Annotated in this window: 14 protein-coding genes; 3 read left to right on the top strand and 11 right to left on the bottom strand. The window is 47.2% G+C overall.

What is annotated here, in order from left to right:
* Window positions 1–122: 122 nt before the first annotated feature.
* Together H5647_RS03240 and H5647_RS03245 are read right to left on the bottom strand one after the other, a co-directional pair.
* Window positions 123–1,076 (bottom strand): serine/threonine-protein kinase, encoded by a 954-nt coding sequence (locus tag H5647_RS03240; RefSeq protein ID WP_045856264.1) that lies wholly within the window; start codon window positions 1,074–1,076, stop codon window positions 123–125.
* Between the two features lie 265 nt (window positions 1,077–1,341).
* On the bottom strand, window positions 1,342–2,298 hold the full coding sequence (locus H5647_RS03245; RefSeq protein WP_162926269.1) for an FHA domain-containing protein: 957 nt from the start codon (window positions 2,296–2,298) through the stop codon (window positions 1,342–1,344).
* Window positions 2,299–2,645: 347 nt separating this feature from the next.
* Here H5647_RS03245 and H5647_RS03250 point away from each other — a divergent pair, with 347 nt between their 5' ends.
* Window positions 2,646–3,251, top strand: a complete 606-nt coding sequence (locus tag H5647_RS03250; protein WP_045856268.1) for a thioredoxin family protein — start codon at window positions 2,646–2,648, stop codon at window positions 3,249–3,251.
* Window positions 3,252–3,443: 192 nt separating this feature from the next.
* Here H5647_RS03250 and glmS read toward each other — a convergent pair whose 3' ends face one another.
* The 4 genes from glmS to glmU all read right to left on the bottom strand — a co-directional run bounded on the left by glmS (window position 3,444) and on the right by glmU (window position 8,467).
* A complete protein-coding gene (glmS, locus tag H5647_RS03255; RefSeq protein WP_045856270.1) occupies window positions 3,444–5,276 on the bottom strand; it encodes a glutamine--fructose-6-phosphate transaminase (isomerizing) in 1,833 nt (610 codons plus the stop codon).
* Between the two features lie 40 nt (window positions 5,277–5,316).
* Window positions 5,317–6,093, bottom strand: a complete 777-nt coding sequence (locus H5647_RS03260) for a DeoR/GlpR family DNA-binding transcription regulator (RefSeq protein WP_045861029.1) — start codon at window positions 6,091–6,093, stop codon at window positions 5,317–5,319.
* A gap of 225 nt (window positions 6,094–6,318) precedes the next feature.
* Window positions 6,319–6,981: a hypothetical protein gene (locus H5647_RS03265; RefSeq protein ID WP_162926270.1), complete on the bottom strand. Its 663-nt coding sequence runs from the start codon at window positions 6,979–6,981 to the stop codon at window positions 6,319–6,321.
* Between the two features lie 130 nt (window positions 6,982–7,111).
* Window positions 7,112–8,467 (bottom strand): bifunctional UDP-N-acetylglucosamine diphosphorylase/glucosamine-1-phosphate N-acetyltransferase GlmU, encoded by a 1,356-nt coding sequence (gene glmU, locus H5647_RS03270; RefSeq protein WP_045856272.1) that lies wholly within the window; start codon window positions 8,465–8,467, stop codon window positions 7,112–7,114.
* A gap of 134 nt (window positions 8,468–8,601) precedes the next feature.
* Here glmU and H5647_RS03275 point away from each other — a divergent pair, with 134 nt between their 5' ends.
* On the top strand, window positions 8,602–9,447 hold the full coding sequence (locus tag H5647_RS03275) for a DUF4231 domain-containing protein (RefSeq protein WP_052691845.1): 846 nt from the start codon (window positions 8,602–8,604) through the stop codon (window positions 9,445–9,447).
* Between the two features lie 64 nt (window positions 9,448–9,511).
* Here H5647_RS03275 and H5647_RS03280 read toward each other — a convergent pair whose 3' ends face one another.
* The 5 genes from H5647_RS03280 to H5647_RS03300 all read right to left on the bottom strand — a co-directional run bounded on the left by H5647_RS03280 (window position 9,512) and on the right by H5647_RS03300 (window position 19,066).
* Window positions 9,512–11,965 carry a glycoside hydrolase family 9 protein gene (locus H5647_RS03280; RefSeq protein ID WP_045856274.1) on the bottom strand — a complete coding sequence of 818 codons (2,454 nt, stop codon included), beginning with the start codon at window positions 11,963–11,965 and terminating at the stop codon, window positions 9,512–9,514.
* A gap of 115 nt (window positions 11,966–12,080) precedes the next feature.
* Window positions 12,081–14,234 carry a S41 family peptidase gene (locus H5647_RS03285; RefSeq protein ID WP_162926271.1) on the bottom strand — a complete coding sequence of 718 codons (2,154 nt, stop codon included), beginning with the start codon at window positions 14,232–14,234 and terminating at the stop codon, window positions 12,081–12,083.
* A 100-nt stretch (window positions 14,235–14,334) separates the two neighbouring features.
* The gene (locus H5647_RS03290; protein ID WP_052691846.1) at window positions 14,335–17,313 is read right to left on the bottom strand and encodes a CotH kinase family protein; all 2,979 of its coding nucleotides are present in this window, start codon (window positions 17,311–17,313) and stop codon (window positions 14,335–14,337) included.
* Between the two features lie 36 nt (window positions 17,314–17,349).
* Window positions 17,350–18,459, bottom strand: a complete 1,110-nt coding sequence (locus tag H5647_RS03295) for a porin (RefSeq protein ID WP_045856277.1) — start codon at window positions 18,457–18,459, stop codon at window positions 17,350–17,352.
* 7 nt (window positions 18,460–18,466) lie between these two features.
* Window positions 18,467–19,066 (bottom strand): DUF4956 domain-containing protein, encoded by a 600-nt coding sequence (locus tag H5647_RS03300; RefSeq protein ID WP_236074751.1) that lies wholly within the window; start codon window positions 19,064–19,066, stop codon window positions 18,467–18,469.
* A gap of 930 nt (window positions 19,067–19,996) precedes the next feature.
* On the opposite strand from H5647_RS03300, the gene H5647_RS03305 reads away from it, so the two are divergent.
* The gene (locus H5647_RS03305) at window positions 19,997–21,859 is read left to right on the top strand and encodes a hypothetical protein (RefSeq protein ID WP_236074752.1); all 1,863 of its coding nucleotides are present in this window, start codon (window positions 19,997–19,999) and stop codon (window positions 21,857–21,859) included.
* Window positions 21,860–22,045: the final 186 nt, after the last annotated feature.

The raw sequence follows: 22,045 nt of genomic DNA on the forward strand, positions 1-22,045 counted from the left end.
ACACATAAAAATACACATTTATAGCGGTTTGCTGAGAAAAAAGGCGATTAAAAGGCGCGTATTATTGGGGTGATTTGCGTTATTAGGGCAGGATTAATGGCGGCATGGCTTACAGTATTGCGCTAAAATTTCTCGGCTTTAGCGGCTAAGGTCTCATCAAAAAGTGGTATCTGCTTTTCACCTTCCATGCAATCGAGCGTAGAGAAATCTATAGCGCTCAACCACTGATCCAGCGCCGTGACCGATCCAATACGGGTTTCAGGTTTTTTAGACAAGGCCTTTTTTAATAAACGACACACAGGGTGAGCCAATACCGAATAGGGATAATTAACTTCGTTTGGTAGCAGTTGTTGGTAACATATTTCAGCATAGGTTCCGCCCATGAAGGCAGGACGGCCCACTAAACACTCATATAACAGCAATCCCCACGAATAGATATCCGAACGCACGGTTGCAAGCTCACCTCTTAACTGTTCAGGCGAAAGGTAGAGTGGTGAGCCCATAGTGTCGGAAGAAAGGGTTAGCTGTTCTGTGGCGTTTTCTCGTTCGGCCGTTAGCCAACAACTGGCACCGAAATCAAGTAGCTTGATTTCAGGTAGGCCCGCAACAAAACGGACCATGATGTTACTGGGCTTTAAGTCGCGGTGAATAATACCCAACTGATGCGCCTTACCCAGTGCTCGCAATACTTGGCCCATTATCTCAACGACCGTACCGATAGGTATAGGTGTATTGGTGTTTAAGAGTTCCCGGAGGTTAACACCTGAAATGTATTCAAACACGGCATACATTTCCCCTTGCTCACTCTCTCCATGATCAAGATATTGCACAACATTTGGGTGCTGCAAGTTTCGACAAATGGCTATTTCTTTTATGAATCGTTTACGGCGGTTATCGGCACCTCGCTTCGTGCCGGCTTTCAATATTTTAAGCGCAACAGGTTGTTGCGACGAAAGATGGTACGCAAGATAGACCTCACCAAATGCACCTTCACCTATAAGCTGCTGGAGCTCGTAACGCGCTACCATACGTTTTGGGTACAACTCATTATCACGTGCACTTTGCGTTGTCGTCATAGCAAGGGTAATAAAGTTGCGCCGCCAGGCCTGTGGTTAGAGGAATGCGTTCTTTGAGCAGGGAAGTATTGTTTAAAATTTCGCTCTCGACGACTATTAATCGGTACCGTCCAACTTATCTTACCGCGACCGACCCAAAGCAACGCACTAAATTTAGGGTTTGCGTCCATTCTGGCGAGCTGGTTTGCTAATAATAGTCAAAATACTATGTGCCTTAACGCAGTACACCTAACACGCTAATCAACCCTCAGACTTTTTTCGTTTGTTATACCACGCTGCAAAGCGCAGTCTTACGAGGTGTAATTGAAAATGCCATTTCGCCCAACCTAACCATTCCTCTGCGGCGCTCTATTATCTTATCGGGCATAAACCCGTTATTAAGAGCATCACAGATTTGCTTTCGCGCTCGAAAAATCTGAATATTTATGTGTGCGACTTCGAGCGCGAGCATATCCGAAAGCTCCTCCATGGCAATCCAACCACGCTCTGAACTCACAATACCGGCTTCAGCATCGGTTTGCCATTTCCGAGCAAGTGTCAGGGTTAGGAAGTGGTGGGTACGTTCACCAAGGTCCATTACACGACTTTCGTAGATCAACTTAACCACAACGTGCTCTTCATTCAGGCTGCAGTTAAAACGTAACGTTATCGCATCGTTAGACGCTAGGGTTTTGCGGTCATATTGCTGTGTTAGTTCCCAGTTTTTCATGTGCCAAAATGTCCATGTAGCCCGTCCAACACAGAGAATTTGACCGTGCTCTAACCGCTGATAGTGCTCCGCACGCTCTACCCACCATTCATCAACACCTCGCTGGTGTATAAAAACCCCTGGCGCCAGTTGCAACGGTAGAATAGGGGCGTCTTCCAGTAAAATGACACGCTTCAGCTTGCCCAGGCTACCAGCGTTTTCCACATACGGTACTAAACACGCCTGTGGCGGAGAACCATCGCATAGGGTTAGCTGATTTTCCGTGGGTGACGCAAGTGAGAGGCGATCATTAACACGTAAAATAGCATCATGGCGGTTGCTTAGCTTCTCACCATTAAGCCAGGTACCGTTTTTGCTCATATCCCGAATGTGCCAATCGCCGCGACTCCAACGAATAGTAAGATGCTCACTGGAAATGGTCGGTTCACTAAGGGCGGGGTGTCGGCGGCCAATCACGTGATGGCACATAAGAGGCGCTAACGCCCCTGTTGTATTAAATTTAATAATGGCCATTTCGCTAATCTCTTTTTTCGTGCAGTAGGGCTGAGGGCGAGAATAGTACGCAAATTTACTGCAAGGCAAGTGCTCACCTGTTGCGATGTGAATTAAATAAAAAACTTATTATATTGGTGGCACTTAAAAAATCACCGGCGCCTAATTCATTATTATAGGCTGTCATTAACCTTAAGAATTTTAGGGTTTATCCAGAGCGTTCGCTCTACAGGCAAACACCAAACATTACAGTTCTCACCGCTAAATAACGTGATGGTGGGGCTCGTTAACCGTATAGTTGTAGCACTCCAAAAATTTGTCTATGCTCCGCTTCAATTCATTCACTACGCTCACTATAAGGGCATTAAATGGCTTTAACACAATCAACTATGATGCCACTTCAGCATAAGGCTCCCGATTTTTCACTGCCCTCCACCGACGGTGAGCAATTGTCGTTGCAAGACTTCGACCGCTACAAGGCGTTGGTTGTACTCTTTATCTGCAATCATTGCCCTTATGTTATCCATATCGCACCTGCGTTGGCGGCTCTAGCGAAAGCGTATAAGACAAAGGGCATTGGATTTGTCGCCATCAATAGTAATGACGCTTCTCAGTACGAGAGTGATAATTTCGAAAACATGAAGGCGGAAAAAAGCAAGCAGGGTTACGATTTTCCTTATTTGTTTGACGAAACACAATCCGTTGCGCACGCCTATAGCGCAGCCTGTACGCCGGATATTTATGTCTTTGACCAACATCGAAAACTTGTTTATCGCGGGCAGTTTGACGACTCTCGCCCCCATAGAATTTCGTCCGGTAACTACGACTCCCTTCAGTCACCCTCTACCGGTAGCGATCTTAAAAACGTGTTAGATCTATTACTCGACAATAAGGCGGTGCCCGATGTGCAAATTCCCTCTATGGGGTGCAACATTAAGTGGAAGGACGGTAACGCACCTGATTATTTTGGTTAGGCATTGGTTACGCTGTTTTATAGGTAGCAGAATCGCCCGCTATTGTTCAAAGAATCTTTGGTAAATGACCTAGCTTTTGCTGATACACAACCGCCATTCGGCTATTGGACGATAGCACCGGTTTGAGAAAGGTTTTCTATAGTTACGAAAACGCCCGCCTGTTCACACAAAAACAGGCGGGCGTTTTTCGTTTTATTCTACAGTTACGGATTTGGCCAAGTTACGCGGTTGGTCGACATCAGTACCCTTGATGATGGCAACATAGTACGACAACAACTGTAGTGGAATAGTGTAGAGAATTGGGGCTAACCACTGGTGAATATACGGCACGTTAATGACTCGCATGGTGTCATCACTGTCGAACTTGGCGTTGTCGTCAGCAAATACATACAAAATACCGCCACGCGCACGCACTTCTTCAACGTTAGATTTTAGTTTTTCCAACAAATCATTATTCGGTGCCACTACAATAATAGGCATATCGGCATCAATAAGCGCAAGCGGGCCATGCTTTAATTCGCCTGCAGCGTAGGCTTCTGCGTGAATGTAGGATATTTCTTTTAGTTTTAACGCGCCTTCCATCGCAATAGGGTATTGGTCGCCGCGACCTAAAAAGAGTGCGTGGTGCTTATCAGCAAATTCTTCCGCAAGGGCTTCAATACTTTCTGCTAAACCTAGTGACTCTTCTAGTTTGGCCGGTAAGCTTTTCATGGCTTCTGTTAGTTCTTGTTGAACCGCATCAGACATTCCGTTGTATTTACCGAGCGCCATCACCAACATGGCCAAGCCAACCAATTGAGTGGTGAACGCTTTTGTGGAGGCAACGCCAATTTCAGCTCCAGCGCGTGTCATAAACGCCAAATCGGATTCGCGCACCAAGGAAGAACCGGCAACGTTACAAATAGTAAGGCTCCCCAAATAACCGAGTTCTTTGGCTAAACGCAGTGCCGCCAATGTATCAGCCGTTTCGCCCGATTGTGAGATGGTAATGAGCAAGCTATCGGGCTGTACAAACGATTTTCGGTAGCGAAATTCTGACGCAATTTCAATATTGCAACTTACGCCAGCCAGTTCTTCTAGCCAATAACGGGCAACCATACCCGAATGGTAGCTGGTACCACAGGCAACAATTTGTACGTGTTTAACTTTTTTGAACAGTTCGGCAGCACCATTACCAAACGTCTCGTCGAGCACGGACGTTTCACTTAAACGGCCCTCTAAAGTGTTGGTAACACAATGGGGTTGCTCGTGAATTTCTTTAAGCATGTAATGGCGATACTGACCTTTATCGCCGGCATCGTAACTTACGTTTGACTCGTGAATTTCACGTTCAACCACGTTACCCGCCTTATCAAAAATAATCACGGATTTGCGCGTAATTTCTGCAACATCACCTTCTTCTAAAAAGATGAAACGGCGCGTAACAGGCAAGAGTGCCAACTGATCCGACGCAATAAAGTTTTCGCCAATGCCCAAACCAATGACTAAGGGGCTGCCCGAACGTGCAACAATAACGCGCGACGGGTCATTTTTATCCATAATAACGGTGCCGTAAGCGCCGTCTAATTGCACAACCGCAGATCTTACGGCGGCCAATAAATTTTCAGCGGTTTGTAATTCTAAATCGACAAGGTGGGCAATGACTTCCGTATCGGTTTCAGATTCAAAATGATAACCGTCGCCTTGAAGTTTTTTACGCAACGGCGCGTGGTTTTCGATAATACCATTATGCACTACGGCAATTTTTTCACAGGAAACATGCGGGTGGGCGTTACGCTCACTTGGCTCACCGTGAGTTGCCCAACGGGTATGCGCAATACCAGTACCACCAGGTGTTGGGTTTAGTGTAACCGCATCCGCTAGCTCTTTTACTTTACCTAGACGTCGTAAACGTTGCAGCTCACCTTCGTTATTGATAACCGCCACACCGGCAGAATCGTAACCACGGTATTCAAGCCGACGCAGGCCTTCAATTAATATTTCGACAACATCCCGCTGCGCTACTGCGCCTACTATTCCGCACATGTGCTTTTCCTTACTCGTTTAAGTTCAATACTGTTGATAGTTACAATTTTGCGCACACGACGGTAACGCCCTGTGCTTGAATTTCGTGCTTGATATCCGCTGGCAGAGCATCATCCGTTACCAGCAGATCGACGTCTTTCCAGCCTAATTCTAGGTTATGTATTTTTCGGCCTATTTTGTCCGACTCCGCCATGACGACAACTTCCCTCGCCACTTCTGCCATGACACGGCTAAGGCTATAGAGCTCGTTATACGTTGTGGTGCCACGTTTCGGGTCGATGCCATCGGCACCTATAAACAACTGATCGAAATCATATGCTCGTAACACTTCTTCGGCTAACTGGCCTTGAAACGCTTCGGACTGAGGGTCCCAGCTACCACCGGTCATTAGCAGTGTAGGTTCGTTTTCCAGCTCTCTTAACGCATTAGCCACATCGAGTGAATTCGTCATAACGACTAAGCCTAGCTTGTTTGCCAATTCTGGTAATAATGCGGCGGTAGTTTGGCCAGCATCAATAATAATACGGTTATGATCACGAATTAGCTCCGCTGCAGCTTTCGCAATTGATTGCTTTCGTTTTGAAACTTCTTCTACTGCCTCGGCAGAGGTAACCGCTTCGAGCTCTTTCGGGATTGGAATGGCGCCGCCGTATTTACGCAACAACAGCCCACTGGCCTCTAGTGCGGCTAGATCTTTACGAATGGTCACTTCGGAGGTTTCGTTAATGGCCGCTAACACTTCTACACTCACCTCACCTTCGGCATTTAGCTTGTCGATAATACTGCGACGACGCTGCTGAGTGTTTCGTTTATGCATTACATTCGGCCCGTTAAGTTTCGTTTCGAAAGTTATTGTAGTCAGCCGAAACTTATTTTCAACCAAATAGTGACTTTATTCCGATTTTTGACGCAAATATCATTATTGTGGTGTCCGTCTATACGAAACGAGAGGGCTAACAAAACGGGTGGCGGGTAAAACGAAGGGTTGAGGGAGTGTGTGTAATAAAAGAAGGCGAGTGTAGAACCGGCAGGTTAACCGCGGTTATTCGTCGGTAATGGGCTTTACCCAACGAATATTGTCCAACTGAAAATGAATGCCTTGCATACGGTTCCATGTTGGCGATATGGCTAAGCCAATATCTACACGGGCTAAATCTAAACCGCCTGCCACCAGCTCGTCAATAAGTAGCACTATCGAGGTCCACTCGTTTAAGCGAGGGACTTCAATCCGATGAGGGCCGCTGCCACAGGGGAACCCACACACCACTTGAGCAACCAAAATTCGCTCGGATAAACCCCAGTTATGTACGCGCACGTCGAACTGTAAAGTGCCGCCAGCAAAAGCCGTCATATCGTGGGGCTGGCCGCCACCCTTTGCATGAAAGCGAAGACGGCCATTCGCAGGCACACGGGTAAAATGCACATCAAGTATCTGTTGGCGCGCGTGCTCTTTGGCATCGATAATTTGCCATTTCACCAAATCACCGCCTTCACGCGTATTCAAGCTTTCGGCGCCGTCGTCATAGCGCATCTCCCACGACGAAATGCCATGCCACGACGGATCGATACAATCGATAAAAATATGCCCCTCTATCGCTTCACACTGTTTCGATGGTGGGCTACGAAGCAACGACATAGCCGTTACAATCGAAAAAACCACGAACGCAGCCAACGCAAAATTAAGGCAATTCGCTTTAAAGTTCAAAGGCATCTCTATAAGGCGTATAAGAGGGAGAAGAGCTCCACCTGCTTACACAAGATTAATATATTTATTGTTATACCTGATTTAAAGGATGATTTAAATGCCATACCCACCCTTTAGGCCCTATTTTCGATTATTTTTTAACCGGCCTTCTCCAGCCATCGATATTGCGTTGCTTTGTGCGCGCTACAACCAACTGATTCTCTTGGCTGCTCGAGGTGATAGTGGAACCCGCCGCAATAGTTGTCCCTTTCGCTAGCGTAACCGGCGCGACTAACGCGGTATTAGAGCCAATGAACACACCATCGCCAATAATCGTTTTATGTTTATTGGCGCCATCATAATTACACGTAATAGCACCAGCCCCAATATTCACGTTTTCACCTAGTTCGGCATCGCCCACATACGTGAGGTGGTTTACCTTACTGCCTTTACCGATATAGGCTTTCTTGGTTTCGACGAAGTTACCAATTTTAGCTTTTTGCGCCAATACCGACCCAGGGCGCAAACGCGCGAAAGGGCCTACGAGGCAATCTTCCCCTAGTTGCGACTCTTCTATATAAGTATTCGAAAAGATTTGGGTGTTATCGCCAATTGAGGTGTCTTTTAGGTGGCAATTAGCACCAATATGCACGTTGTCACCGAGCGAGACCTCACCTTCAAAAATGCAGTTCACATCAATCACACAATCACTACCAGTGGTTAATACCCCCCGACAATCGATACGAGCGGGGTCTAGGAGTGTGGCGCCGGCAATCATGAGGTCGTGTGCAATGCCCCGCTGATAAAAACGCTCCAGCTCCGCTTGTTGCACGCGGTTGTTCACGCCCATAACTTCACTTTCGCTGGCCGCCTGTACCGTTTCGACTAACACGTCGTTACTGCGAGCCATAGCGACAATATCGGTAAGGTAATACTCACCTTGCGCGTTTTCGTTGCTTAACGCCGGGAGCCACTGTTGCAGGTGCGCGCCCTTAACCGCCATAACCCCTGTATTGATTTCTGTAATTTGCATCTGCTCTTTAGTTGCGTCTTTCTGCTCAACAATGGCTGTAACTTCGCCATCTTCACGCACAATACGACCATAACCGGCGGGGTTCGCCAACTCAATCGTTAACAGGCCCATACTGGTTTCACTCACCTTAGTAATGAGTCTTTTCAAGGTATTCGTTTTAATCAGAGGTACATCGCCGTATAGAATAAGGACTGTCGCTTCCGCGTGTAACCGTGGCAACACCTGTTGAACTGCATGCCCCGTACCCAATTGTTCGGTTTGCTCTACAAATTCAATGCCCGGCTCAGCCAGTTGTTTCTCTACCTGTTCGGCACCATGACCAATAACAACCTTAATACCGTCGGCTTCTAGTTCGTGCGCTCGATCAATCACATGAGAGACAAACGCTTTACCCGCTAACGTGTGCAAAACTTTTGGTTTGGCTGAGCACATACGGGTGCCTTTGCCAGCGGCGAGGATGACAATTTCGAGCATAGGGAATCCTTGACGAATGGTAACAATTTTAGGGCAGCTATTTTGCCACCGAAACGTGATCTTTACGACTAGGCTTGCCAAAGCTTAGCAACATAAAATACTGTAACACGGTAAATTATAGGGAAGTTAATACCATGACAGAACGACAACAATATTTAAAGCGGCCAGGCTTTCATGTAACCGCTGTTCAGCTCGATCTGAATTTCGAAGGCTTTGGTTACAATAAGTGGGGTGACGGCCAAAAATGCAGCGCCGGTGACTGGTTAGTCAACAATTGTGGTGATACCTATACGGTCGAGAAAGAATATTTCATACAACACTATGAAGAAGTTAGCCCGGGCCAATTCGAAAAAATAGCACCGGTGTGGGCAGAGATAGCCAAAACCGACGGCGCAATTGAAACAATAGAAGGGACATCCGCGTATATTACCGGTGACTATCTTGTTTTTGACCGCTCAATAGGTGGGCAAGCATACGCGGTCACAAAACTGTCTTTCGAACGGATGTACGAGGTGGTACCCGAACCGATCGAACTAAGCGCAGCACAAGAAAGCTATTTAGAACAACGTCTCGAAAAACAAATCCAATGGTACGACCGCTCCGCCCACTTTAATCGCATTAACTATTTTTTATGGCAAACACTTACAATTATTGCCGCGGCATTAGTGCCAGTATTAAGCACCGGTGATAACCCTAACGTTATTTTAATTGCTGTTCTAGGTAGTGCTTCTGCTATTTTTGCAGGGCTATTAAGTGTCTTTAAGTTCCAGGAGAATTGGGTAAAATTTCGCGCTAGCTGTGAAGATTTACGCTCTCACATTTCGCAGTTTCGCGTGCAATCGGGCGGTTATGACAACCGTACCCTTGCCTTTAAGCTATTAGTTGAAAATTGCGAGCGCATCATAGGCGCAGAACGCGGCCAGTGGGTACAGCAGAATTCGCAACAAAAAGACGCTACGGATTCACCCGCAACGCCGTAAGGTATCCCGCTTTCATGTAATTTACACATAGTGCCCCGCCGTGGTAACACCGCGGGGCAAGCGGTTAGGGATTAAATTTTTCGTTCGCCGCTAGCACCAAGAACATATAATTGGTAGCACCGCCACCCATCACGTATTCCGTTTGTTGCCAAAAGAACGGCCATATTTTTAATTCAGGTAAATCTGGCCGAATTAAAGCCGTTCCCGAAATAACACCACCGGGTATATACGACCAGTCTGCGCGGTTAACGCCATAAGCAACGGTTGCAGAATTAGCCCCTACACCCGAAGCAAACGACTGTGTATTTTCACCTGGGTGAACCCCCAGTATAAAATTAAGCGCGTTTAAGTAATCGTCATCACTCGTATAACGCGGCCACGCCTGACGGAAAAAATATTGCTTAACGGCAAAGTGCTGTATTCCCCAACCCGCGCCCCAAATATGAGGCTTGTACGGCACGCCATAAGGCGTTTCGGTGGCCTGTTGTTTAACCGTCTGTTGATATGCCTTCACTGCTCTGTCGATGTTTTTAACAAAGCTTCTCTTCTTAACCATGGGCATTACACGGCCAATCGCCCAACCAGTATCTTGAATATGTTCAATAATGTCGGCTTCATATTGAGTCAGCTCTTTTACATACTGTTTGTTCTGGGTGGCCAAGCTCAATTCTGCGAGCGCAAATACACGGTTTTTAATATTCAGCTCTTTCGAACTCGCGGCTAGATAAATGGCTTCTGCAGCTTCAATGGCTTTTTTCGATAAGCTAGGGTTGTACTGTTTAATCACCCGAGACGCCGCCGCCAAACCCGCTGCAGCCGCCACTTCTCTATTGGGATTTTCTTCGGTAAACACCCAGCGGTCATCAGCAACAGCGTTCTCTACACTCGCATCGTAAACGCGGTTATCCGTTTGTGTGGCGGCATCGCCCAAGTGTACGTACTGGCGAACAGTGGGAACTATTATGCCGCGATACAGACGACCCAATGATTCATAGGCACCCAGTACGCTGAGCAGGCCATGTTCGATTTGCTGGTTGATGTCATTTTTGCCGTCGGGTTGATGTATTTCAACCACCTTGGTCTCTTGGTTAATGCTGGTTGCGTCGTAATCGACGTTAAATTCTTCAGCCATCATGGCTAACAACCACACAGTGGTCATTTGGGATTCTATCCTTAGATCGTAATCGCCAGCGTCATGCCAGCCGCCTTTATTCAAGCCCGGTACTGCTTGCAGGGGTTTGTAGGTGGTTAACGTTGAGTCGCCCGATTTATACCCATCAAAATGATTGGTATTGACCGGCGACATCAATGCATCATCGTCGTGACACAAGCCGTGCCACACGCGGTATTTTTCGGCCACATGCATATGGCACATTTGAACCGGCAAATAATATTCTAACGTTGGCTGCCAAGCGTGCCGATCGAAAACGTTATTACCTATTTTAAAGGTATGGCTAGTTTGGTCTCGGTATTCAACCACATATAAACCCGGCGTTTTAATATCACTGAAGTCGTAACTGAAATAGTTGTAACGAAGGAATTTGCCCCATGGCTTAACAACACCACTGGCCACTTTGCGTTTACCCGAGGCATCTAACCGATATAACGTAATGGGGCTTGCCTTACTATCGGTTTTATCTTGCTCGATAATCACCTTTTTTGATTGCGCTTGTGCATAGCCCAATTGCGATACTTGAATCACAGGTTTGTATTGCCAACCTTCGATGGTATGGGCGGTGATAGTCCATTCAATGGCGTTTTTAGTTGCGCCCTTTGGTACCAAGGTACGCACAATGTACCAACCATTATTATGGTTACTGCGACCATCCAATAAGGTCAATTCGCCTTGGTTTGCCTCTATCACGAGCCGCTGTTTTTCTTCGCCTGGCGCCACTACCAGTGTTTTACCTACGGCTAAAGCAGAATTGATCCACTCACCTTGGTGTTGCTGTATGGGGCCATTCGGTTGTTGTGGGAAGAGGCCCGTCGCTTCATCCATAATCCAGCTTTTACCAAAGAGATGGCCGGGAAAAAGCTCAAAATTGAAGCCGACTTTCCCAATCCATTCATCAGGTAACGGCTCATCAAAATCTACGCTGACTTTAACGCTATTGCCTTCAAGCGCTTTAACCTTCACTTGGTAGCTAAACGTTAAGTCGGGGTATTCAATGGGGTTGAACCCTACACGATTTTTACTTTCATCAGGGTAAGACAGTGTTTGGCTGATGGTTTGCGTCGTTCTATCAACCGTTTGCTCGCCGCCTTTTGGTACCGGTGACCATTGGCCCGGCGAGGCTTCTAATCGAATATCGCCGTTTGCCGCTACGCGCAAACCATGCTGAATAATCGATACGCCCGTTTGGTGGCCATCAGGATAAATATCACTAAAAACGGTAACGTTTAATCCGGCTTTTTCAAAATAATCGGCTTCATTTATCACTAGGGAAGGGCTGGTATTAGGTGCTTCTGCGGTAGCGAAAGCAGACAATACCAGTAGTGCGAGCAGTGGCAATCTCATAGGAAGACTCTTCTTGACGTGTATTTATCTTATTATTCATGGCCTTTTGACCATCAATCGCCTCAAGAATAGCCCATTGAAGGCGAGTTATACGTCAACTCTTCGGTTCATCTTTTTAATTACGTTCACTTTGGGCAATCGATTGAGCAAGTGCGGTCTCTAATACCCACGCCTGAACGGCCTCGTCAGCAAATATATCGCCGTTATAGGCTAAACGTGGCTTATTGGGCGCAAATGTTTTGCCACGACGCACTTTCATTGGCAAGGTAAGTACACCCATAGCATGAGGCAACTCTAGCGATCGAACGTCGGTGTACGCGGTATCAACCAGTGTTTCTTGCCCCATGTGTATAACGTTTGGAAAATGCCCCATGACCGCCATAAAATCCAAGCACGCACTCACGCACCGGTGCGACGTTAGTACCACGATTGGGCTCTGTATTTTCGGTTTACTATCTTTCACCCACCATTTCACCACGTCTAAAGAAAACGATTGCCAGCGCGTGGGTGTTGGAACCTGCTGCGTCGTAGCATTACCCGCGGCAAGGTCTTCACGCATTGCATCAACGATTTTTTGGGTAAATTGGTAGCTCTCGCTGAATTCGCCCACGGTTGCGGCTAAATACACGAGCCTATTGTGCTCTAGATCTCGGAGGTTGCTGTCAGTCGCACGCCACTGCGCAAACTCTGGGGAGCTTTCGAGCAGCCAATATTTCATGACGGCAGCTTCCCCGAGTAAAGCGCTGGCAATATTATTGCCCCATAGAGAATTACCACCAGTGTTATTGCGCAAGTCGAGTACAACCAGTTCAGGGGCATCTAGTTGCTCGATCGCCGTTTGCACAGCCTCCATAGCTACAACGCCTTGGGCAGTCAAACTGAAGGTATTTAACGTTACCCAAAACTGCTTGGGTTTAACTTCGCGAATCGACAGCGGGGCTAAGCCACTTTTTTTATAGAAATGCGGGGCTATGGCGTCGTCTGTTGTGACGAGCCATTGCATATCAACGTAGTGCGACCGGCCGTTATAGAAAAATACACACTGATTAAACGCTGTTCTAGCGCCAAGGCCATCATCAATTAATAACCGGTTGGCCCAACGGTTGCGCAACGCCTGCAGTTTTCTATCGTTCTGTCTAAACGGCAGAATATCTTCATCTAAAATGGTATCGGCTTCCCGACCATCGCACCCCAGCAGTACGCTATTCAACGGTGGCAAAGGTGAAGGCCATCGCTCGGCGGTATGAATAACGTTGTACGCTGTACCTTGTCGTTGCAGCACCACACCCGCCCACTGAAGCGCATGATTTTGCCCGCTAAAGTTGCTATAAAAATGCACATCGTTAAAGCCCGCTAAATAGAAGCTTATCGCCGATTTTGCTTCGGCCTTAGTCGTCGCTCTGTTAGCCCGCGCAATAGCCTGTTGATGGCCCAAACTGAGCCACTGTGAGAAGGCAGGATTTTGCGCATCTATTGCGCCGGGGTGATGTGCAGTCGCGGTGCTATAAATAAAGTCTAAAACATCTTTCGCTATAGCAGCCCAATCGGTGGAAGGCTGTGGTTGATTCTGCTCCGCCGGTGGCGATTTTTCCCAACGGATATTAGCAAGCTGATAGTGCACGCCTTGCATATTATGCCATTGGGGCGTGACCAGTAGCGGTACATCAACTTTGGCGAGGTCTAGCCCTTTTTGTACTAGGTCTTCTATCGGCAAGGCTATCGCGTACCACCGATTCAACTCTTGAATGTCCAAGCGTGTAGCACGACTTTCGCACGGGTATCCGCAATCGACCTTTGCCGTAAGAAAAGCGTTGTTATTACCACGGCTTATAAGCTTCACGTCAAAATGAAGTGTGCCGTGCGAATACGCGCGCATATCGTGGCGCAGAAGTGGGTAGGTAGCACCGAGTAAAAGCCCGCCGTTCGCCGGCACATTGGCATATTCGATCGCTAACACTTTGTTCTTGGGCGAACGCTCATCGGTAATAAAATTCCAGCGAACGAGCTCGTTGGTGTTGCCTTGGCTGTAACTGATGCTATTGCTGCCATCTAGGTCCGCTTGCCACGCAGACACATTATCCCACCGTGCTGAAAGACAATCAGTCAGTACATTGTTGTTGTCAGTCTCGGTCTCACAGACAGTTAAAGCATCCACGTGAACAGGGGGAGAGAAGAAGTCCGAACAACCAGCAATAAAAATTACCGCAAGCAATAAATAGGGGGCAGGGTGCAAGCTAGAATCCTTTTCACTATTGGAACTAATCGTCAAAACATTCTTGCGATTATCGGTATTGGCTTAGCACGACCGTGCCTCATTCGGCGTCAGTAGTCGTGCTAAGTTGTCGAGCGACGTTTAAGCGCAGAGCCGTTTATTGCGCTTCAAAAACGGGCTCTATTGTGCGGTCGCTCAGTAATGTGATGTCAATACTTGGTTCGGTAGAGGTACTCGCGCCCTGCCAACGAACAAAGCGATGGCCTTCAGCAGGCTGCGCCGTGAGTGTTACGGGTATTCCGTCGAAGTAGTCGCCACTCCAATTGGCTCCCGAAACGAGCAGGCTGTTCAGTTGCACACTGCCCCCGTTAGGTAGGCTATTACTCACCGTAAGTGTGTGCATTGCCGCAATACCGTACTGTGCCCGAATATGCCCTAAAAGATGCGAAGGCCTATTGTTACCAAAGGTGGTCATGGTTGTAATGTGGCCGTTCCAACTCGACCAGTTGCCATCACTCCATCGCTCGAAATGCGCGGGCATTTCAGCCTGTACTCTACTGGCGATAGCCTCTATATGCGCCGACACGGCAGACGGTTTAAAGCGCCCGTTAAGTTCATCTGCGAATTGATTGATAAACTGTGCGCGGAATTGGCTGTTGTCACTTAACTTGCGTAACAATAGCGTTGACCATGGTGGGTTTGGCCAACTGGGGCCATTGGCTTGTAATGCAAATGAAAGAGTATCTTCAAAATAGTCTTCGACGTTCCATATCCCAAAGCCGAAATCGGTATCGTATAACACCCATCGCCATTTACCGCCGTCCTGCGCCCGCCAAAACTTGATATTGTTACCCGGCCAATCTTGGTTATTAAAATAAATTTGCGCGACTTGATAACGAATAAAATTATCGATATCGATTTGTTCGGCAACGTAGGCGTAGTTATCGGCGGCACTGAGGTCATTGTTATCAACAAAATTTACCAGCGCCAGGTAATCCGTATTGGTACCCTCTACCACAGCGCCCTCGCGCTCAAGAATATCAATTTCGTCTGGATCTAGGTCGTGCAAACTCGCAAGGTAATGTTCATTTACTTTTTCGCGAAGGTTATACATACCCCAGTAATCACCGTTAATGTAGGTGGCAACAGAGCGATACGCTTGCGTCTCTAAGCCGCTTCCGTCCATTAAACTGGTTAAGGCAGCATCACGTATCATTGAGCGCATCCAATCGTTACCGGAATTACGCAGTACCACCGATTGAAAGGTGTCATAGTCGCGGCTAGGAAATAATGGGTAATCAATTTCTTTAAAGCCATAACGGCCACGGGCAAAAATTGACAGTGATCGCTGATCATTTGCACGGCTCCAACCGCCAAATATTTTTACGCCAGCATCCAGCGCTGTACCTAAGCTGCCATCGCTTTCATAAAAGCTAAAGTGCATATCTTTTTCCCAGTCCTGCCAGAAATTTGCACCGTAATAGGGTTGTGCCTGCTCGTAGCTGTCGCCGTACACGTAAATACCGGTATCGGTATCGAATAGGTTGTCGGGTTCGGTTGCCAGTGCAATAACGGGAAGCTGATGGTTGGCGTCGGGCAAAAATGTTCGGCTCGTAGTGCGCGACGGAATTAAATTGCCGTCAAACAGGCGCGCACGAATAACCCGATTGCTCGACACAACAATAGCTGAACCGTAAAGGCTTGAGCTGGACGAGGGAACACTGCCATCAATGGTATAACGGATAATTTCGCTACCCGTTGCTCCACTTAAGCTGACAGATGCGGGGCTATTAACACCACCTTGGTGGGAAAATTGTACGGTGTTCGACACGATGCCGTCGTACTCCAACGCGCTGTTAATGGCGTTGGGTGTCATGTTTTGGTAATACACAATATCACCATCGCTGCGCGAACGGCCCACGGAATACCCCACGCTTAAGCCTTCAACCGCTAGTTGGTCGACCGCGTTACCGCTAGGATCACTTAACACTAATGTTTCGCCACTGGATGAGATTTTAAAATTAGTGTGTAAGCTGGTATTTTCAAGGCCAAGAATTGCTGGCGGCGCTACGCCATCGGTGCTGTCATCGTTGTAGCGTCCACTCAAAAAAGGAATTAACGTAAGGTCAGAGGAATTTTCTGAGTAATTGTGTAGTTGAATACCCAATACATTCTCGCCAACGTCCACAAGTGAGGATAACGCGTTAACACTATACCGAACGGGCTGCCCACTTTGGTAAAGTGTTGCCTCTCGCTCGGCAATGGGGGATGCATCCCACGCAGGGTTATCCCCTAAAATATTGGCTCTGGCGATTTCAACACCATTAATATAGGCCACAAACGCATCATCAAAATCAATGTCTAGTATGAGTTCTTCCAAGCTCGTCAACGTATTCAAGGTAAATGTTTTACGTACAAATACCGCGCGTGTTCCTGCAGCGACCGTTGTTTCGTCATCACCATCGGCATAACCAAAGCCACTACGCCCAGTCTGCCAATTGCCATCGTCAAACGCTAACGTGTTCCAATCTCCAGAGGGCTGGCTGGTGGGTACTAAGTAGCTAAAGTTATCACCTTCGTTAACCAAGGTACGGTATACCCCTACGCTAGATGTGCCTTTATTGGAGGCCCATAACCGCAGCGTTCCGCCGGCTTCTATATCAACATCGGGAAACTCCCATTTATCGGGTATATCGTTATCATCGGAAATTGTCCATCCCGCCAACGAGACCGTGGTGGTGCCATAATTGTAAAGTTCAAACCAGTCGGGGCTATCACCGTCTTCATCGTCAAACGTGGAGTTGGACGAAACCGCTTCGTTAATCCACACACAATTTTGTGTACAACTACTATCACCGGGGGAATCGCCTGTTGAGCCATCATCACCCGATGAATCGTCGCCGCCAGGAGAATCATCATCACCAGAAGAGTCATCTCCGTCGGTGTTGTCGGTACCGCCGTTGTTCGTATTGCCGTTATTAGTGGTGCCGCCATCACTGCGGCCACCACTACAACCGGAAAGGGTAGCACCCAGTAAAACACTGCAAAACAGCACTACACACAGCCGTTGTAACACTTTTCTCATAGTGACTTTCTCAGGTTTTATCGCGTTTATGGTAGGTCGCGTTTTTTTCATAATGGGCCTCTCTAATACGGCTGTAACCGGGCTAGCTTAAAAATTTATCTGGAAGCGGGCTTTTACAGCATCACCATCCGTTAATGTGACGAAGCCATCGTCATGTCTTTCTCGTTCAGCAAATTCATATTCCAACACCACACGGTAGTGCTGTTTAAAATAATAGTTAGCCGAGGCCGTGAAAACCTCGGCTTTATCGCCGTCGTTGCGCTCACGCATATCCACTTCGCTAACACGTAGTGCTAATTCCACTAACGGTTTATTTTTATTGGCCAGTTTAATCTTTCCGCCACGGTATTCTCTTGATTTACCTTTTATCGCCCAGCTTAGGCTCGCGTAGTAACCACTATGTTGGTATTCATCGCCATCAAACTCGTCTATACCTTGCTGGTAACGCTCTGTTTGAAATAGCCATTTTTTGTAGGCGGCTGCAAACTCTACACTCGTGGTGGCGATTCTTTCGGCATCGTAGTTGGGGCTGCGCAGTAAGTTACCAAGCGTAGGTACTAGCATGGGTTCATTAAGGTCAAACCTACGCTCAGTACTATCGCGCTGCGAGTAGCTAACCCCTAAATGCGCAAACGCTTTTTTGTTTTCGCTGCGGTAGGGGTTTACCGTTGCTTTAAACGCGGTGACACGTCCATCGTCTACACCGGCTTCGTCCGCTTCGGCTTGCATTACGGCAGCCTCTGCGGCCCAAAAACCACCATTTGCCGCCAGTTTAGCGCCGCTTTTACGGCCGAAACTAAAGATATTGGTCGCAATGGAACGCTCAGTAAAAGTTTGTGCTTTTAAACTACCGCTTTTCGCTAGGCCACTGGGTTCTTTGAATTTACCCAGATATATGCCGTAGTCTTTAGCGGGGTTAACGAGCAAGTAGAAATCATCCACCGTAAGTGCTTTGTCGTAGTCATATTCAACCGACATTTTGGCCGACACTAACGGTGAAAACTCAAATTTTGCCGCCGCTTTTGCGCGCCGAAGATACGCTTCTTGGCTGTCGCTGGGGAATAGGTAACCGCGATAACTCGTTGCGTCTAACATTGCATCGGCGGAAATATCCCATTTTACCTCCGCTTGCACCTGCAATGCCGACAAGACGAGGGCTGTTCCCACGGCAATAGCACCATTTTTTATAACGTTCATACGTATTTTAATCCGTGCAAATAAGCGTAAGTTGTACGCTTCCCATAATAAAATCAATTTTTCCAACAACAATCTTCTCAATATTAAACCCCGTTCTTTCACGAAGCTCTTCGATTAATTCTGTGCGCACGGACGGGTGAATTTTATCAACGCGGTCATACAACATTTTTCGCTGTACCGAGGTAGACGCAAATAGCTGCGTTTCAGCAATAGCGGCGAGCACTACAAGGCCTAAGGTAATCACGGCCAGTGCGATAAAGCCAATTTCGGAAACAGAGCACATGAGTGATAACACGATGGTTATAAATAAGTACGTCATGTCGCGCACATTCAGTGTTTCAGTTCTGTACCGCAACATAGAAAACACCGCAAAAAGACCAAACGCAAAGCCCATCGACATTTCGACACTGTGCAGCAAATAGGTAATAAAGAAGGCGCCGTTCCCAAACATGAAGAGCCCGAAATAGACTTCACGATTGGGGGAAATGCGAAAAAAGACCATTCTTAGCATAATAAGACAGGTCGCGAGAAATATGCCGTACCGGATGAGGAGATCGTCAACTAACATAGGGATGATGGGGTCCAACTGAAGGGAACGGAATAGCACGTTGTATGGCCTCACCCACCTGCGGTATTAAGCGAGAAACCGTTAGGATTGTGAGGTACGCAAAACGTACAACAAGGGTAGCGCTGAGTTAGGTGTAAGTAGCCGTTGGCTCTTCAAAACGGATCCGCTTCATGTGAACCGCTTGCTCGTAGCAGCAATATTAAGCTTATTGCACAGAAGTCACTTAGACTTGATCAGGGGTTTCCTAGGCAAAAGATACTACCAATTTCGTCTATATGACAGGCTTATGCCCACAAATTCACTAAAATAGTGCGAAAGTCACCATTCCCATCGCCATAATCATGTCGATAACAAGCCTCGCTTTACCGTGTTTACATGCACTCGCAACCCGCTCAACAACCAGTACTTTTGCCTTCACCACACTCTAATCGCACAAAATCTCTAATGTGCAACAACCGTCAATATTTATTGATTACAGGTGTAGACATTGGCCATGGGTCAGCATCCGATTAAGGGCCGTTTTAAATACCTCGTAGTCTTTTATTTTCATGGTATTCCAAGAAACCAGTCGAACTTTTTCTTCAATTGAAACAAAAATCACATTAATTTTGTACTGGCTATTATTTAATGCACGCACTTATCTATATTCAATATTTTTAAGCTTTTACGGCTTATACCCCACCTAATGATGCATGCATTTTAATTAGAATGCGCCACGATTACTGTAACGGTGCCAATAAATCTTTACTGACTATATAGTTTTAATTAATAGTGATAGAAATAAAGTCACTAAGTATTCCGCTTTGTCACAGAAAAACTTGTAAGAAAATTCTCGCGACTCACGGTTCTCATTCTATTTCTTTCCTTTTTGCTATGCGCGCCTAACTCCATTATTAATACGCGACCGAAAATCACTTTACTGATTAACGGTACACCTCCAATAATCACATAACTATAATGGATAGGACTATGAAACGATTGCTTCTAACAGTCAGTCTTACAGGGTTCTCAATGCTTGCGCTAGGCGGAAAAGCCTTGGACGAGCAAAGCCGTTTGAACACACTTGCTCCACCTTCTAATCCCACACCCAGCGCGCTTACGCTTACGCGCGTAGAAGATAACATCGCTATTATTGGTGCACGGTTCGCCAATACCGAAAAACAAGATACCGTTACGCTTAATATTTCTGGTGAACAGATTAAGCTTAACGATACGGGTGAAGACGGCGACCAAAAACGCGGCGACGGAATTTTTTCGATAGCGACTGAATTCGATTTTGAACACTTTCAAAAAGCCAATGAAATGTTGGCTGAGCTACACCGTGACAGCAACCTAAAACCGCTATTTTCGATGGGTGCTCGCCATCAATCGGGCGAACAGAAATTACAGTTCGAGGGTGAGAATCTCATCATTCAACGCACAAATAACGGAAAATCATTTGAACAACTTGTTCCACTCACTATAAAAGGTTTCCCTTTTGGGCAACCAATTGCCATTCCTCTTAGCGGTATTCGTTTTGGGCTATTACCTTCGTTAAGAGCGGCTACCCCGGCAAGTATCCCTCATTCATTAATGATTACCGATACCAATGTTGTAGAAGACCCAGATCGCACGTGGGCCTGCCCAACGGGTGGTACATCGCCCATAGGGAACGAAACCGGTTCCTGGACATTCTGGCAACAAATGGAAAATATCAGTAACGGCACCGCGTCTACGTCAGACTATATAAAATCGCTATTCGCGCACTGGCAATCCATTCAAACCATCAACACCTTCGGGATTTTAGCTAGACCGCATGTGTACCAACAAATTATTGAAGCCTGGGAGATACGCAGTGGTGGGCCAGGTGCCGATTTATTACCTGAGCACAGCCCATTCCGATTGCTCGGCATAGTGCTGCGCGCAGATTTACGTAGCAATGGTTCGGTATACAGTGGCGGCGACGCAGGGGAAGGGCGCTTTGTGTTCTCACTACACGATGGCAACTGTAACCCAATGGCTAAAACGCTTATTCTCGAGTACAAGGTACCTATCGCGAGCTGTGCCAACGTACGTTCTTGGGCACAAGATTGGAAGGCTCTCGAGTTTTCTGCCAACTACAATGATGATTTAGCCGCACTTACCGAAGTCTTTACCGCTGCGGGAGCTAACCCTTCTGGCCCTAACCAAAGCGCTATTAGCCAAGTTCGGACCAATGAATTTTTAGCGGGCTCGTCGCTATGGCAATTACGTGAATTTGTGCTGCCTGATTCAGGTGGTTTGCTCGGCCAAACAACCGTAAAACAGGAGCCAGATATTAGTCATAACAACTCATTGCTCTTGGCTAATTTCATCAATGCAAATTGGAACGATTTAGTCGGCCCACCTGCAGCACAACACGACGTTACACCTGCGCATGGTGGCATGGCCTTTTTAGCGGGTGCTGCACCGGCACCTGTATTATGGAATGCGCCTCCAGGGTCTTTAACTGTACCTACAACACCGTCTCCAATTAGCGCGCCACCGGCCACTGTTCGGGATGACGCAGTCTTTCAGCTCGCCCTCAACACGTGCAGCGGCTGTCATTCAAACGAGACCGGCGCAAATTTTGCCCATCTTCATTACAATACACCTCCTGGTGCTCCTGCAATTTTATCGGGTTTCCTAACAGGGACCTCTTTGCCGGATACGCGTAATCCCGCCATTACGCGTACGTTTAATGATTTAGCAAGACGCGCAGACGATTTGGACGATCTAGCAGCCATGGCTTGCCGCAGTACTACGCCGGTAGGCTTGGGTAACGCCGTATTACATGCGCTAACGTCACCACGTACGCTCGACGCCTCTCACTAAAGGCACGCAGCCCTATCACTGACACACGCCTTTTAAGTGTCAGTGATAGGGGTTTTCTAGACCTCTTTCGTATACAGCCTTGCGCCCACAGGAAAACGTACGTTTCACCACACCTCACACGCTCAATTAAATAGAGCGAAACTTCTAACGCTCTAAACCACTAACCTTAATCAACACAACCGGTCG

Source organism: Teredinibacter purpureus (genome assembly GCF_014217335.1).
Taxonomy (GTDB): domain Bacteria; phylum Pseudomonadota; class Gammaproteobacteria; order Pseudomonadales; family Cellvibrionaceae; genus Teredinibacter; species Teredinibacter purpureus.